Annotated in this window: 12 protein-coding genes; 6 read left to right on the top strand and 6 right to left on the bottom strand. The window is 69.2% G+C overall.

The genetic code is table 11. The features are described from left to right. Positions 1–29: 29 nt before the first annotated feature. Positions 30–686, top strand: a complete 657-nt coding sequence (locus tag EDD31_RS03775) for an aspartate/glutamate racemase family protein (protein WP_123302974.1) — start codon at positions 30–32, stop codon at positions 684–686. Here the strand turns inward: EDD31_RS03775 and EDD31_RS03780 are convergent. Continuing rightward, positions 683–1672 (bottom strand): sugar-binding transcriptional regulator, encoded by a 990-nt coding sequence (locus EDD31_RS03780; RefSeq protein WP_123302975.1) that lies wholly within the window; start codon positions 1670–1672, stop codon positions 683–685. The genes EDD31_RS03775 and EDD31_RS03780 overlap by 4 nt on opposite strands. 52 nt (positions 1673–1724) lie before the next feature. Between EDD31_RS03780 and EDD31_RS03785 the strand changes: the two genes are divergently transcribed. Further along, complete coding sequence (locus EDD31_RS03785; RefSeq protein ID WP_245990874.1) at positions 1725–2606, top strand: SMP-30/gluconolactonase/LRE family protein; 882 nt, start codon at positions 1725–1727, stop codon at positions 2604–2606. Positions 2607–2613: 7 nt separating this feature from the next. Here the strand turns inward: EDD31_RS03785 and EDD31_RS03790 are convergent, their stop codons facing one another. Further along, the gene (locus tag EDD31_RS03790; protein WP_123302976.1) at positions 2614–3459 is read right to left on the bottom strand and encodes an NAD-dependent epimerase/dehydratase family protein; all 846 of its coding nucleotides are present in this window, start codon (positions 3457–3459) and stop codon (positions 2614–2616) included. Positions 3460–3484: 25 nt separating this feature from the next. Next, the gene (locus tag EDD31_RS03795; RefSeq protein ID WP_245990877.1) at positions 3485–4507 is read right to left on the bottom strand and encodes a LacI family DNA-binding transcriptional regulator; all 1023 of its coding nucleotides are present in this window, start codon (positions 4505–4507) and stop codon (positions 3485–3487) included. A gap of 176 nt (positions 4508–4683) precedes the next feature. Here EDD31_RS03795 and EDD31_RS03800 point away from each other — a divergent pair, with 176 nt between their 5' ends. The 3 genes from EDD31_RS03800 to EDD31_RS03810 are packed head-to-tail and all read left to right on the top strand — an operon-like array spanning position 4684 to position 9192. Then, complete coding sequence (locus tag EDD31_RS03800; protein WP_123302978.1) at positions 4684–6669, top strand: glycoside hydrolase family 127 protein; 1986 nt, start codon at positions 4684–4686, stop codon at positions 6667–6669. A gap of 5 nt (positions 6670–6674) precedes the next feature. Beyond that, on the top strand, positions 6675–7931 hold the full coding sequence (locus EDD31_RS03805) for a RuBisCO large subunit C-terminal-like domain-containing protein (protein WP_123305102.1): 1257 nt from the start codon (positions 6675–6677) through the stop codon (positions 7929–7931). Further along, positions 7924–9192 carry a four-carbon acid sugar kinase family protein gene (locus tag EDD31_RS03810; RefSeq protein WP_123302979.1) on the top strand — a complete coding sequence of 423 codons (1269 nt, stop codon included), beginning with the start codon at positions 7924–7926 and terminating at the stop codon, positions 9190–9192. Before EDD31_RS03805 ends, EDD31_RS03810 begins: the two co-directional genes overlap by 8 nt. On the opposite strand, the gene EDD31_RS03815 is transcribed toward EDD31_RS03810, so the two are convergent. From EDD31_RS03815 to EDD31_RS03825, 3 genes are read right to left on the bottom strand one after another with little or no spacing between them, the layout of a single operon-like run. After that, positions 9176–10666 (bottom strand): apiosidase-like domain-containing protein, encoded by a 1491-nt coding sequence (locus EDD31_RS03815; protein ID WP_123302980.1) that lies wholly within the window; start codon positions 10664–10666, stop codon positions 9176–9178. The two genes, EDD31_RS03810 and EDD31_RS03815, sit on opposite strands and share 17 nt — an antisense overlap. Beyond that, the gene (locus EDD31_RS03820) at positions 10663–11520 is read right to left on the bottom strand and encodes a phosphogluconate dehydrogenase C-terminal domain-containing protein (RefSeq protein ID WP_123302981.1); all 858 of its coding nucleotides are present in this window, start codon (positions 11518–11520) and stop codon (positions 10663–10665) included. The genes EDD31_RS03815 and EDD31_RS03820 overlap by 4 nt, the downstream gene beginning before the upstream one ends. Beyond that, positions 11517–12326 carry a sugar phosphate isomerase/epimerase family protein gene (locus EDD31_RS03825; RefSeq protein ID WP_123302982.1) on the bottom strand — a complete coding sequence of 270 codons (810 nt, stop codon included), beginning with the start codon at positions 12324–12326 and terminating at the stop codon, positions 11517–11519. The genes EDD31_RS03820 and EDD31_RS03825 overlap by 4 nt, the downstream gene beginning before the upstream one ends. A gap of 55 nt (positions 12327–12381) precedes the next feature. Here EDD31_RS03825 and EDD31_RS03830 point away from each other — a divergent pair, with 55 nt between their 5' ends. Next, positions 12382–13104 carry a FadR/GntR family transcriptional regulator gene (locus tag EDD31_RS03830; protein ID WP_123302983.1) on the top strand — a complete coding sequence of 241 codons (723 nt, stop codon included), beginning with the start codon at positions 12382–12384 and terminating at the stop codon, positions 13102–13104. The last annotated feature ends 26 nt before the right edge of the window (positions 13105–13130 follow it).

Genomic DNA, 13130 nt, shown 5'->3' on the forward strand with positions numbered 1-13130 from the left:
CCAGCCGAATGAAGCGGAGAGGATGACCGATGTCCACAACCCCACGAGTGGCGCTGTTGCACACCGGGGCAGTCGTGATCGCCCCGATCACGGAGAAACTTCAGAGCGCCCTTCCGGGCGTGGATGCGGTGAACTACCTCGACGACCGCATGGTCGCCGACCTCGGCCACTCGGAGCGGGCGGCCTCCGTCCCTGAGCGGGTGACCCTCATGGCGAAGGCCGCCCGCACAGCTGGCGCCGAGGTGATGATGCTGACCTGCTCCTCCATCTCGGAGATGGCCGCGGCGGCGAGCGCTGCGGCAGGGATCCCCGTACTGCGCATCGACGAGGCCATGGCTGACGAAGCGGTCGAGCGTGGCAAGCGGGTCACTGTCCTTGCCACCCTCGAGACCACCTGCGCCCCCACGAGCCGCCTCATCGCCGAGCGGGCCGACCGCATCGGCCGCAGTCCCGAGATCCGCCGCGTGATCATCGGCGGCGCTTTCAAGGCCGTCTCCACCGGTGACCGGGCGGAGCACGACCGGCTCGTTGCTCAAGCCATCCAGGACGCCGCACCAGACAGCGACGTGATCGTCCTGGCACAGGCATCGATGGCCAGCGCAGCTGACCAGGCCGACACAGGCACGCCGGTTTTGACCAGCCTGGGCTCCGGTGTGCAGCGCCTCGCGGGTTTCCTCAACCGCTAGGTACTGGCCTCGTCAATCAGCCGCTCGGCGGTGTGCAGGTCGGTGATGAGCGTGTTCACCCAGCCGCCGGCCAGGGCGCCGTGCACCGGGGCGACCTTGTCCTCTCCGCCGGCGATGCCGATGCGCTGCGGGATGGCCCGGAACTCTGTGCTCGGAATGGAGATCGTCCGCTGGTCCACGCTGCCGCTGATCGGCGAGCCGTCGGCACGGAAGACCCGGTGGCAGATGTCGCCCGCCGCCCCCTCAGCCAGGAGGGCCTCGCGATCCTCGGAGGCGAAGGCGTTGCCACTCTCGGCCAGGAGCGCCGAGGGCTCAATGGTCCCGATCCCCACTACTGCCACCGTGAGTCGCCGCCAACGCTCGGCTACCTCGGACAGCGCAGGATCGCCCATGAGGCGCCGACGTACCTGGGCGTCCTGCACCATTCCGGGCGCATGGAGGTGTACCGGTTCCGCGCCGAGCACACGGGCGAAGTCCTCGAGCAGGCGGTGCGCCTGGCTCTGAGCCCGAGGAGCACCGACGCCGCCGAGCAGTTGGATCACCTCACTGGAAGGGCGCATGCCGACCGGGCGCATCCGCTCGACCGTGGCCAGCAAGGTCCGGCTCCACGAGGAGATCCCGATCCGATGCTCCGCACCGTTCAGTGCGGTCTCCAGGTAGGCAGCCGCACCGGCACCGATCGCTTCGATCGTCTCCTTCGCACCCGCACCGGGCTCCACGTCGACCACCACTGCCTCGGACAGACCGTAGGCCTGTTCGAGATGCTCCTCCACGTCAGTGTGCAGCCCGGGCGCGATCATCACCGTGGTGCGTACGACCCCCATCTGCGCGGCGCGGCGCAACATCCGCGAGACCTTCGCCTGGGAGACCCCGAGGCTCGCGGCGATCTCCGCCTGCCGTACGCCGCGCTCATGGTAGAGCCGGGCCACCCTGGTCAGTTGGCGCAGCTGCGAGGTCGAGAGCCGCGCCGGGGCATCCTCAGTCATCTCCGTCCCCGTATCTCGCCACCAGCGCCCGGCCTGCGGGCACAATGGGAGCGTGACTGACGCGATCGCTCCAAGGGCGGAGCTGGAAAAGCTGTGGACCGGTGCCATCTGGAGCGAGGGTCCTGTCTGGGTCCGCGAGCGCAGCGCGGTGCGCTGGAGCGACATCCCCAACGATCGGATCCTCGAGTGGAGCGCGGGCACCGGCGACGTCAGCGTGTACGCCGAGCCGGCGGGGTACACCAACGGCCGAACCCTGGACCACGCGGGAGCGGTGGTGCAGTGCTCCCATGGCCGGCGGCGCATCGAACGGGACACCGGCGGCACTGTCGAGAGCCTGTGCGAGCGGTGGCGCGGGGGCCGCTTCAACTCCCCGAACGACATCGTGGTGGGCTCCGATGGCGCGATCTGGTTCACCGATCCGCCCTACGGCATCGATCCCAGCGGCCGGGAGGGATACCCCGCCGAGCCCGAGTACGGCGGCTCCTACGTCTTCCGCTTCGACGAGAGCAGCGGTGAGGTCGAGCCGGTCATCACCGACATGGTCCATCCCAACGGCCTGGCCTTCTCCCCGGACGAGTCCTTGCTCTACGTCTCGGACACCGGCCACTTGCAGATCGAGGGCGCCCCGCGGGGTATTCGCGTCTACCCGGTGGCCGGTGGCCGGGTGAGCGGGCCGGGACGGGAGTTCGCGGCCGTCACCCCGGGCGCCGCCGACGGCTTCCGCGTCGATACCGCAGGCCGGGTCTGGACCTCCAGCGGCGACTCCGTGCAGATCTACTCCCCGGAGGGTGTGCTGCTGCACAAGGTGAACGTGCCGGAGCCGGTCGCCAATCTCTGCTTCGGCGGCGCGGACGGCACCGAACTCTTCATCACCGCCAGCACGAGCCTGTACCGGATCCGCACCACGGTGCGTGACGCGGCCGCTCATCGCTGAGGGTCTCTCATCCTCGGTACTCCTCGCGCCAGGAGAACTCGGCCCGGAAGCCGAGCTGCTCGCGGGCTTTCGTGGTGTCGATGAGCGCCTCGTACTCCCCCAGCTCACGGCGCAGCGGTACACCGGGGAACCAGCTTTCGGCCAGCTCAGCGCTCGGCCGGTCGTTGCCGGACTCGGGAGCGGCGATTGCGTAGACCTCGAAGCCCGGCCGAGTTTCGGCGAGAGCGAGCGTGACCGCCTGTGCGCCGTCACGCGCGTCGATGTACGTGCCGAGCAGATCACGCCGGTAGCCAGGCTCGGCGGCGCGCGCGAAGGTCGCGTACTCGCCAGGAGCCACGACATTCGTGAACCGCAGAGCCGTCACCGAGAGCGTCGGATCCCAGGAGACGAGCTCGCGCGCCATGGTCTCTTCGAGAACCTTGACCAGGCCGTAGGTGTTGAAGGAGGCCGTGTGGTTCTCGTCGAGCGGCAGGTAGGGCGGCGGCTCGGTGAAGGGGAAGCCCATCGCCGTGATGCTCGAGGCGTAGACGATCCTGCGGATACCCACGCGTAGTGCGGCGAAGAACACGTTGAAGGTCGCGACCATATTGCGGTGGAAGGTCGTCGCGTCGGGCACCAGGCCGTTGACCGGGATGGCCGCGAGGTGGACGAGGGCATCGACACCGGTGTGCCGCGCCGTGATGCCGTGCAGGGCGTCCAAGGTCTGGCCGTAGTCCCCGAGGTCGACGGTGGTGAAGCCCGGCCCGGATGGACCGGTGCGGTCGAGCCCGATCACCTCCTCTCCCTGTGCGCGCAGGTGATCCACGACAGTTCTGCCGAGTGTGCCCGAGCTTCCGGTGATTGCGACCTTCATGCCATTCCTTTCGACGGAGCCCTTGTCACACATCTGTGTGGATCGGCTCACCGGTGGTACTCGTCCGGGGCACCAGGGCGGGTGGAAACACCTGGTGGGGGTCCTCCGTGCGGCCGGAGAGTTCCGTGACCAGCAGCTCGATCGCCGCGTATCCGAAGGCCTCGTGCGGGGGCCGGATCGAGCTCAGCGGCACGATCGAGGACTCGGCGAACTCGATGTCGTCATAGCCGATCAGGGCAAGGTCATCCGGAACCCGCACCCCCTCGGAGGACAGCACCTGCATCATCCCGAGCCCGAGGAGGTCGTTGACCGCGAACACGCCATCGGGGCGCACAGCGGCAGCACGAGCGAGCAGTTCGCGGGCGACGGCACGCCCCCCGGCGACCGTCCGCTCGACGACATTGACCACTTCCAAGGTCGCGGAGCCGGACTCCCTGATGGCATCGCTGGCGCCCTGGAGGCGGTCGGCGACCTGACGCACCCCCAGTGGACCGCCGACGAAAGCGATCCGACGTCTACCGAGCTGAAGAAGGTGCTCGGCGGCGAGGCGCCCGCCGAGGACGTCGTCGATCGAGACCGAGGGCTGGTCCTCGGAGACGGCGACCTGCCCCATCAGCACAGACGGTGTCCCTCGCTTGCGCACCAGGGCGAGCCGGTCCTCGATGGGCTCGTGCGAGGCAACGAGCATGCCGCGCACCCGGTGCTGCTCGAAGAGGTCGAGGTAGGCGTCCTCCCGGGCACGCTGACGGCGGGAGTTCGCGACGAACACCGACAGTCCATGCTCCGCCGCCCGCTCCTCGGCGCCTTCGGCGATCGTGGCGAAGAAGGGGTTGGACACATCGGGCGCGATGTAGGCGATCGTCGCACTCTTGCCCATCCGCAGCTGACGGCCGGCTTGGTTGGGCACGAAGCCGAGTGTCTCGATGGCTCGCTGAATCCTCTGTGCGGTCTTGGCCGAGACGCGGTCGGGATGGTTCAGGAAGTGCGAAACGGTGCCGTGGGACACCTCGGCGAGCGCCGCGACATCGCGCATACTGACGTTCGCCACACGGACCTCCTCCTCGGAACACTTCACCATATCGATGTGGTGAGCACGCCTGCGCCCGAACTGGTGACCTTCGTTCTGCCTCGGACCAGCAAGTTTATGCAGAGCTTACACATTCATTCACACCCGGATAGGCTCGTCATGCCGCAACGATGGGGCACCACGCAGAAAGGACTGCCATGACCGCCACCGCTTCGTCCGACCGGAGCCCCACGCTCAGGCCACTGACCGCCAAGGAGTCGCGCTGGTCCTCAGGCTTCTGGCACGACGTCGCCGACCGGACCTACCGCACCACGGTGCCGAACATGTGGGAGGACTTCCGCAATGAGGGCGTCAGCCCAGCGTGGCGCAACTTCCTGATCGCGGTCGGGGAGCGGGACGGAGAGCACGAAGGCCCTCCCTTCCTCGACGGCGACCTCTACAAGTGGCTCGAGGCAGCGATCAGCCAGCTCGAGGTCGCCCCCGAAGCCTGGCTTCGCGAGGCCATCGACTCGTGCATCGCACTGATCGCCTCCGCCCAGCGCGAAGACGGTTACATCCACACGGCCACCCTCATCGCGCGGCGACGAGACCCCGAGGCGGCCGAGCTGGCGGACCGGTTCCACTTCGAGACCTACAACCACGGGCACCTGATCTCCGCGGCCGTGCGCCACCACCAGGTCACCGGCGAGACCAGCTTTCTCGACATCGCCCGGCGCGCCGCACAGTTCCTCGTGCACCTGGCCACGGACAAACCCCTCGAGCTCGCCCGTAGTGCGATCTGCCCCTCGCACTACATGGCAGTGGTCGACTTGTACCGCGCCACCGGTGACGAGCAGTACCGCGAGCTGGCCGAAGCCTTCGTGCAGGTGCGCGACGAGTTCCGCGGCGGCGACGACAACCAGGACCGCCTGCCGGTGCGCGAGCAGTGCGTTGCCGCAGGCCACGCGGTACGGGCCAACTATCTCTACGCGGGCCTGGCCGACTTGATCGCCGAGACCGGCGACGCCGAACTGCAGCAGGTGCTGGAGACGATCTGGAGTGATGTCGTCGACCGCAAGATGTACGTCACCGGCGGCTGCGGTGCCCTCTACGACGGCGCCTCCCCGGACGGCTACCCCTGGCAGGGCGAGATCTCCCGGGTTCACCAGTCCTACGGCCGCGCCTACCAGCTCCCCAACACCACCGCACACAACGAGACCTGCGCCAATATCGGCATGATCCTGTGGAGCGAGCGCATGCTCGCCCTGACCGGTCAGGCCCGCTACGCCGACGTGATCGAACGCGTGGCGTACAACAGCCTGCTCTCCGGGGTGAGTCTCGACGGCTCCGAGTTCTGCTACACGAACCCACTCCGGCAGGTGCGGGATCTCCCCTTCCCGCTGCGGATGCCCGGCGACACCGCGCTGCGCCCCATCCCCGACCCTCCGCCCTCGGACGCCCGGCTGCGGCAGCGGTACATGGCCTGCTTCTGTTGCCCGCCCAACGTCGCTCGTACGCTGGCCCGCTTCCACGAACGGGCCGCCTCGGCCGGCCCTGACGGACTGTGGATCCACCTCTACGGTGGCTCGGCGTCCGCCGTGAACCTCGGGGAGGGGCGCCGTCTTGGTATCGAGGAGGTCAGCGACTACCCCTGGGACGGGCGCATCCAGCTCACGGTGACCGAGGCCGGCGAGACACCCATGGCTCTCCACCTGCGCATACCGGGCTGGGCTACCGGTGCGACCGCAACGGTCGCGGGTGAGGCGGTCGCGGTGGAATCCGGCAGCTACCTGCGCCTCGAGCGTGTCTGGTCTCCGGGTGACCAGGTGGTGCTCGACCTCCCCATGCCGGTGCGGATGCTCCGCGGGAACCGGCTCGCCGAGGAGATCACGAACCAAGTGGCCTTCGTGCGCGGCCCGCTGGTCTACGCCGTGGAGAGCCACGACCTTCCCGACGGCGTCATGCTGGAACAGATCGGTGTGCGCCGCGACGCGTACTTCGCGGCGCATGAGGGTCAGATCGACGGCCACCGGGTGACCGAGCTCCGGGGTGAAGGCGTGCTGCTCCCGCCCCCGGGCCCCGGCCTGTACAACGACATCACCGATGAGGCGCTGGAGCCGGTGGCGCTTCGGCTGGTGCCCTACTTCGCCTGGGGCAACCGAGGGCCCGGGGAGATGTCGGTGTGGATGCCGGTGGCGTGGTGAGGGCCGTGGCCCCGGAGCGCTCGGTGGTCGCCACCTACGAGATCGAGACCTCACAACCTCTCCAGCAGGCGGCGGAGGCGCTCGCCGGTGAGCAGTCGACGGGCACCTTCATCCGCGTCCAGCGCGAGTCCGACGACCTGCGCGCCCGCTTCGCGGCGCAGGTCGAGACGATCGAGCCGCTGCCTGGGCTCGGCGGCGCACCCCTACCTGGCGCGGAAGGCACCCAGGTTCGGCGCCGGGCCCGGATCCGGCTGCGCTTTCCGCTGGACAACTTCGGTCCGTCACTGCCCAATCTGCTGGCCGCCGTCGCCGGCAACCTCTTCGAGATGCGGCCACTGGCCGCGGTCAAGCTCACCGACCTGGACCTCCCCGCAGCCTTCGCCGACCGCTACCCCGGGCCGGCCTTCGGCGTACCGGGCACCCGCGAGCTCCTCTCCCGGCCCACCGGAGCCATGATCGGCACCATCGTCAAACCGAGCATCGGCCTCAGCCCTGCCGAGCTCGCCGAGGTGGTCGATGAGCTCGTGACGGCCGGGATCGACTTCATCAAGGACGACGAGCTCCAGGGCAACGGACCCTCAGCGCCGCTGGCCGAACGGGTGCGCGCCGTCATGCCGGTGCTCGAACGTCACGCGGACCGAACCGGCGTCAAGCCGATGTACGCCTTCAACATCACCGACGACATCAGTCTCCTGGAACGCAACCATGACCTCGTGGTCGAAGCCGGAGGGACCTGCGTGATGGCCTGCGTGAACCTCCTGGGATTCGCCGGCCTCGCGCATCTACGAGAACTCGCCGCCGTCCCGATCCACGGCCACCGCACCATGATCGGGGCGTTGATCCGCTCCGAGCAGCTCGGCTTCTCCTACCGGGTGTGGCAGAAACTGGCCCGCCTGGCCGGCGCGGACCAGCTGCACACCAACGGCATCGCCAACAAGTTCTACGAGAGCGACGCCGAGGTCCTCGACTCGATCAGCGCGGTCCGTGAGCCCTTCCTCGACTACCAGCCCACGCTGCCCGTGCTGTCATCGGGCCAATGGGCCGGCCTGGCCCACGCCACGGCCGAGGCCACCGGCACCACCGACCTGCTGGTCTTGGCCGGTGGTGGGATCCACGGACATCCCGCCGGCGCCGGTGCCGGGGTGCGGGCCATGCGGGACGCCTGGGAGGCGGCGGCGGACGGGGTCCCGATGGAGACGGCCATCGAGCGCTCCGCTGCCCTTCGCGCAGCCGTGGAGACCTTCGGGCCGGCTCGTGGCTGAGCAGTTGGTCGCCTACTACGGCGACGATCTGACCGGCAGCATCGACGTGCTCCTGCAGTTCTCGCGCGCCGGACACGCCGGCCGGCTCTTTCTCGGGCTTCCCGAACCGGCCGAACTCCGCGCGACCGCCGGTCAGGTCGGCGTAGTCGGCATCGCGGGGATCGCGCGGTCGCTGGCCACGGCCGACCTCGAATCGGAGGTTGCCCCGGCGCTGCGGGCGCTGGCCGCGGTCCAGCCCGCCGTGCTGCAGTACAAGGCGTGCTCGACGATCGATTCCTCACCACGGATCGGCAGTCTCGGCCGCGTGCTGGAGATCGGCCGGTCCCTCCTGGGCGAGGGTGCCGTGCCGATGCTCTTCGCCCAGCCGGACTTCGGCCGCTACACCGTCTTCGGCCATCACTTCGCCGCCGAGGACGGTGTGGTGCACCGGCTGGACCGGCAACCGACGATGTCCGCCCATCCGGTCACGCCCATGGACGAATCGGACATCGCCCGGCATCTGGCGCGCCAGACCGAGCTCCCACTCGCCTCGCTCCCGCTGACCCACTACACCGATCCTGTGGCGGTGCGAAGTGAGGTCGACCGGACGACGGCGGCGGCCGTGGTGCTCGACGCCCTCAGGGAAGACGATCTGAGGCTGCTCGGCGAAGCCTTCTGGCACCTCGCAGAAGCCCGCCGTCCCCTGTTCACCATGGGATCCGGCGGACTGAGCGCAGCCTTGGCGCGCACCATGATCGCGCCGCCCACGCGACACGAGGCGCCCGGCCCGGAACGTGCCGGCGGAGCGGTGCTGGCGGTCTCCGGGAGCCGATCGGCGCGCACGGCCGCGCAGATCGAGCACGCCCGGGCGAGCGGCTGGACCGTGCTGCCGCTGCCGCTGCGTGGGGCGCCGGACCGGCTCGCTGAGATGAACGCGCTGCTCGGCCAGGGCCGTTCCGTGGTGCTCACGGTGGGTGAGCAGACTCTTCCCGGCGGGCCCGAGGCGGCCCTGGCCGCGATCGCGCGCGCGGCCGCGATGGCCGTCGAGCACGCCACCACCGCCGGAATGACCCGGCGCGTGATCATCTGCGGCGGTGACACCTCTGGGCGGGTGCTGCGGGCCCTGGCGATCACCTCAGTGGAGATCGTGGACACGGTGGTGGCCAATGTGGTCACCTGCGCCGCCCGTGCCCATCGCGCAGAACTCGACGGCGTCGAGTTCACCCTCAAAGGCGGTCAGATGGGCCCGGCGGAGCTCTTCGCACTCATTGACGGCGCGTGATCCGCAGGGCGATCGCCTCGCCCTCCGGCAGCAGCAGCGGCGGACCGTCCGCGAAGGCATCGTTGCGGTGGACCTCAGTGAGCGTGAAGGTCCGCTCGACCGGGAGCACCGTCATGTTCCAGGTGTCGATGATGTCGACCTGGAACTGGTCGCCCACCTCGAGCCGTTCCCCGTGGTGGCCCTGCGGCAGCCGGAAGGTCCAGGTGGCGGGGGCAGAACGGCCGAAGTAGCGCACATACTGCCGACGGGCCTGTCCGGCCACGTACTCGGGGTCGTCCCATTTGTCGATCGGGTCCAGGCCAGCGATGTGGAGAGCGTCGAGGATCCGGCGCAGGAAGTCGAGCCGGGCCGGGCTCATTCCCCGGAATGGCCCGCCGTCGACCATGTGCAGGGAACCGTTGGCCTTGACGAAGCTCTCGCCGTGGCTGGCGTAGCACCCCGAGACCGTGGCCACCCAGAAGCGGTGGACGAGTTCGCGTGCGCTGAGGTGCCCCCAACGCAGCGGCACATCACCCTCGTACTTGATCTCGTCCAGAACGATCGGCTTGAGATAGGCGTCCCGGTAGGCGCTGGCGCGGCCCGGTTCGGCCACGGATGCTCCATCCTGGATCGAGGCGTGGGTGACCCAGGGGCGATTGTGGTCGAAGAACTCGACCCAGTTGTGGATCGAACGCAACCGCTGGTGGCCGTCGATGCGGGCCAGCAACTCCCCGAGTCGGTCCCAGCGCTGCACGGGCCGGCCGAGGATGTCGAACTCGTTGCACAGCGACCACCACACGTTCGGGTACGCCCCGAGACGGGCGACGACGTAGCGCAGGTAGGTGGCGTCCTCCTCCTCGGTGAGTGCGTCCAGGCCAAAGTCGGCGGAGTAGGCGGACAGCAGCAGCACGTCGGCCACCACGCCGCGGCCGGCGAGCGACATCACGGCATCGTCGAGCTGCCGGAAGTACGCGGACACCGGCCGGCTGGTGTCCCACCGGCCGGCGGAGTCCCGCTCGAAGGGCATCAGTTCCGGCACGTGCTCGACGTATCCACCACCCTGGGGAAAGACCATGAAACGCAGCTTGTTGAAACCGGCGTCGGAGACCGCCTCCAGGGTCCGGGAGCGCAGCTCCGGCTCCTGGTGGATCCAGTTGTAGACCGTGGTCCCCACCGGGCGGAAAGGCGTACCGTCAGCATGGGCGAAGTGGTACGTGTCCACTACCTGCACCGGGCCGGGGCCGGCCGGCTCTGCTGCTTCAATCTCCCCCGAGAGCCCATCGAGGGCCGGTTCCTCGCTGCGGGTGCGCCACCGCCAGGTACCAGCACTGCTCGGGCTGAAGCGTGCCAGGTAGTTCCGCCCGCCGTCCCAGAAACCGAGGATCTCGCGTCCCGTGCCGTCCTGGGTGAAGGTCACCGTCAAAGGGGCGGGATCTGCCGGTTGCGGCGGGCCGGTGAAGGAGAGTTCGTGAACTCCGGCCGGCAGGGCCGTCATCGTTCCACCTGCTCCAGGTGAAGCATGGTGGCGAGGTTCTTGTCGAGTTCGTCGTCACGGAAGACCTTCTTCCAGTCCTCCTTGATGATCGACTGGCGGCCATAGTCCATGGCGATCAGACAGGCATCGCTGAAGGGGTTGTCCCCACGCAGGGTGTTCGCCAGCGCGACCTGGACGTGACCGAGCAGCATGGCGCGCGCCGCCGGTTCCGGTACGCCCATGGTGTGCACGGCCTCGTGCAGGCTCTCCTTCAGGAGTGCGCCGATCATGCAGGCGATGGTCTCCACCAGGGTGGGCTCAAGCTGCGCGAGCTGCTTCACGCTCACCCAGTGCACGTCGATCACGGGGGCGTACATCGCCCGCACGGTGGCCTCGACGGTCTCGCGCACAGCCGGGTCCTCGGACTCGACCGCGGCCACGACGTCCTGCGCGGCCGCGATGCCCCCGAAGGTGTCGGCGTACTCCTCCGCTGTGGTGCGTTCCAAGAAGACCGAGGGGTGGCACGGGTGCGCGACGGCCTGGACGACGTCGGGGCGCGTGGCGAGCAAGCCCGCGTAGGCCGCGGCCGGATCGAGAGTCAGCACGATGGCACCGGAGCGCATCTGGGGGACCAGTTCGGCGCTGACTGCGGCAAGTGCCAGGTCCGGGACGGCGAGGACGACGATGTCGGCGTCGGCCACGGCCTCCGGGGCCTCGGTGAGGGGACGCCCGGCGGCGGAGATCCGCTGTTGACCCGCGGGGGAGTTCTCGACGTAGTGGACTCGGTGATCGGTGCGGGCGAGGTTGTCGGAGATCCTCGTCCCCATCTTCCCGCCAGCTCCGATCACGGCGATGGTGTGGTTCTGCTCAGTCATCTTGTGCTCCTTCGGTGGATCTCGCGGAGATACTCGACAGTGGTGCGGGTCCATTCGCGTTCGGTTGCGATGGTGGTCGCCGGATCCCCCTGCCACGGCAGCCAATGCTCGACCACCTCGTTGATGCCCCGTTCGGCGGGGCGCACGGTGTGCAGGAGGTGGGGGTAGTCGTGCAGGCCGGAGCCCATCGGGGCGCCGGCGTAGTTGAAGCCCACCCAGCCCGCGGTGCGCGTGAAGGCGAAGTCCTTGACGTGGACGTTGACCGTGAGCGGGGCGGCCCGCTCGACGGCGTCCCGGGGCGACTCGAGGCGGGCGACCACATTTCCGGGGTCGAGACAGATGCCGAGGTGCGGCGAGGCGATCGACTCGATGAGGCCGGCGAGCTCTGTGGTGGCCACCTGCTCGTAGGTCTCCAGCGCGAGCGTGACCCCTGCGTCCGCGTAGGCCGGTAGCACCTCGCGCAGCATCGCTTCGGCTTCGGTCAAGGACGGGCGCGAGCCGGGGGCGTAGAGCATGCTGCGCACGAGCGTGGCGTCGAAGACGCCGGCCAGGCGGAGGAACTCGCGTAGCCGGCCGGCCTCGATGCCCTTCGTGCCGAGCTCGACGGCCAGCCCCAGATCGCGCGCGGTCGCTGCGGCCTCAGCCAGTTCGCCCCCCGGCAGCTCGGTCAGCGGGTCATAGTCGCAGATCTGGAACAGCCCGAGTCCGTGCTCGCGGGTGGCGCAGAAGGCGCCGGCCAGGTCGAGCGGCTCCGGGGCGCGAGAGGACATCTCCCAGAAGAAGGCGTAGGTACCGAGACCGATCACCTCCCCATACTGGCCAACCGGTTGACCAATTTCAAGACCGGCCTATGCTTTCCCCATGGCAGAACAGGCCGGCGCCGGCATCTCCGAGGCATTCGGGCCCGTCCGCAGTGGCACTGCCGTCTCCGATGTGGCCACCCGGATGCTCGACCTCTTCACCTCCGGGGCGCTGACCCCCGGCACCCGCCTGCCGCCGGAACGCAAGCTCGCCGAGAGCCTGGGCGTGGGCCGCTCCGCGGTACGCGAAGCCCTCGCGGCCCTGGAGATCCTCGGCATCGTGACGGTGCGTCCCGGCTCGGGCACCTACCTACGCGGGACCACAAGCGAACTGCTCCCCCAGACCCTGCGCTGGGGGCTGCTCATCGGCGAGCACAGCACCACCGAACTGGTGGAGTTGCGCAGCGGCCTGGAGATCTACGTGGCGCGGCTCGCGGCCCACCGCCTGGACTCCACCGGCCTCGAAGCACTGGGGCGCACCCTCGAGGAGATGCGTGAGTCCCTGCCGGACCTCGACGGTTTCGCCCAGTCCGACCAGGAGTTCCACCGACTCCTGAGCGAGGGGGCGGAGAACTCCATGCTCCTGGACCAGCTGACCGTGACCCGCTCGCTACTACGGGTCTACGAGGACCGGCAGGTCCAGGGCGAGCAGGAAGCCCGGATCGCGCTGGAGGAACACGAGAGCATCTACACCGCGATGGTCCACGGCGACCCCGAAGCTGCCGCAGCCGCGATGGCCAGGCACATGGCCACCGCCGCCGCGCGCGTCAGCTCGCTGACGTGAACCGAGTGCACGATCCCACCGTGGAG

The sequence above is a fragment of the Bogoriella caseilytica genome, from assembly GCF_003752405.1.
GTDB lineage: Bacteria > Actinomycetota > Actinomycetes > Actinomycetales > Actinomycetaceae > Allobogoriella > Allobogoriella caseilytica.

Excerpts from the sequence above, each read along its gene's own strand:
- EDD31_RS03780 (WP_123302975.1), bottom strand. The coding sequence starts at position 1,672 with ATGACTGAGGATGCCCCGGCGCGGCTCTCGACCTCGCAGCTGCGCCAA.
- EDD31_RS03790 (WP_123302976.1), bottom strand. The coding sequence starts at position 3,459 with ATGAAGGTCGCAATCACCGGAAGCTCGGGCACACTCGGCAGAACTGTC.
- EDD31_RS03800 (WP_123302978.1), top strand. The coding sequence starts at position 4,684 with ATGACCGCCACCGCTTCGTCCGACCGGAGCCCCACGCTCAGGCCACTG.
- EDD31_RS03830 (WP_123302983.1), top strand. The coding sequence starts at position 12,382 with ATGGCAGAACAGGCCGGCGCCGGCATCTCCGAGGCATTCGGGCCCGTC.
- EDD31_RS03775 (WP_123302974.1), top strand. The coding sequence starts at position 30 with ATGTCCACAACCCCACGAGTGGCGCTGTTGCACACCGGGGCAGTCGTG.
- EDD31_RS03820 (WP_123302981.1), bottom strand. The coding sequence starts at position 11,520 with ATGACTGAGCAGAACCACACCATCGCCGTGATCGGAGCTGGCGGGAAG.
- EDD31_RS03815 (WP_123302980.1), bottom strand. The coding sequence starts at position 10,666 with ATGACGGCCCTGCCGGCCGGAGTTCACGAACTCTCCTTCACCGGCCCG.